At 57.4% G+C, this 866-nt stretch carries 1 protein-coding gene and 1 pseudogene; both read right to left on the reverse strand.

What is annotated here, in order from left to right; all coding sequences use genetic code 11:
• Positions 1 to 148 precede the first annotated feature (148 nt).
• The gene (locus JIN81_RS18760; protein ID WP_200283616.1) at positions 149 to 502 is read right to left on the reverse strand and encodes a hypothetical protein; all 354 of its coding nucleotides are present in this window, start codon (positions 500 to 502) and stop codon (positions 149 to 151) included.
• A 136-nt stretch (positions 503 to 638) separates the two neighbouring features.
• Positions 639 to 866, reverse strand: a pseudogene (locus JIN81_RS18765) (hypothetical protein); the annotation flags it as partial.

Raw genomic sequence — 866 nt, forward strand, 5'->3', positions numbered from 1 at the left:
GGGAGGTCCGCCACTACAGTTCGGTCGCGACCACCCACACCACCTTCGAGCGGGTGGTGCGGCGAATCGCCAAAGCACACAAGATCCCGCTGATCTCAACAAGGCCGGGCCCGTCCAACAACGGATAGCTGTGAGGCAAGCTCACCAGCTATCTTTGGGGTTCTGCGCTGTTTTTGTTCCTATACTCTTTGAGAGATTCACGAGTTTCGGGAAGAATCTGCGGATTGATTGAGGCCTTAAGGAAAAGTACCACGATGGTGATCGCGCAGCCTGCCGTTCCCCGGCTGCGCATCCCGAACTGCTTCGGAAGAAAGATCATTAGGACAGACGAAATGAGCGCTACGAGAAAGAAGATCCCTCCGGCAGACATCAGCCGTTCTCCGTCCTGATAATATCGGGAGCTAGATGCGAACCCCAAGAGTTGGTAGAGAACGACAGTAGCAAGAGCCCCGAAGATCCCTCCGGTCTGAAGCGGTGCCAGGATGCTTGCCGCGATTTTCATTTCTGCCGATTGAGGTAGGGACACCGGTTACCCGGTGCCCCCCTCGCAGATCCCGGCGTGCGGAATTACCGCACCGGGCTCCTCGGAAAACGCGCATCCGAAGCAACGCGGGTCCTTGGTTTGATTTCTGACTCCATCATGCAGGTTTCTCGTTCTGGTGCAATCCAGCTTTCAGCGGCAGTTCCACCACACGGGGCGGCGGAAGCTCCCAGCCTGGCAGGCGACGCGTGAACTGCGCCCAGGTCAGTGATCGACGCTGGCTGCGGCGATTCAACCACTTGTAGAGCAAGCGCACCACGGCGTAGTAATACTTGGAGAGCATATGCGAGTTCCCGATCACTCCGTAGTAGTTGCGATAGCCCAG

The sequence above is a fragment of the Haloferula rosea genome (genome assembly GCF_016595525.1).
Taxonomy (GTDB): Bacteria; Verrucomicrobiota; Verrucomicrobiia; order Verrucomicrobiales; family Akkermansiaceae; genus Haloferula; species Haloferula rosea.

Bases quoted from the DNA above. Each gene is read 5' to 3' on its own strand.
- JIN81_RS18760 (WP_200283616.1), bottom strand. From the start codon at position 502: ATGAAAATCGCGGCAAGCATCCTGGCACCGCTTCAGACCGGAGGGATC.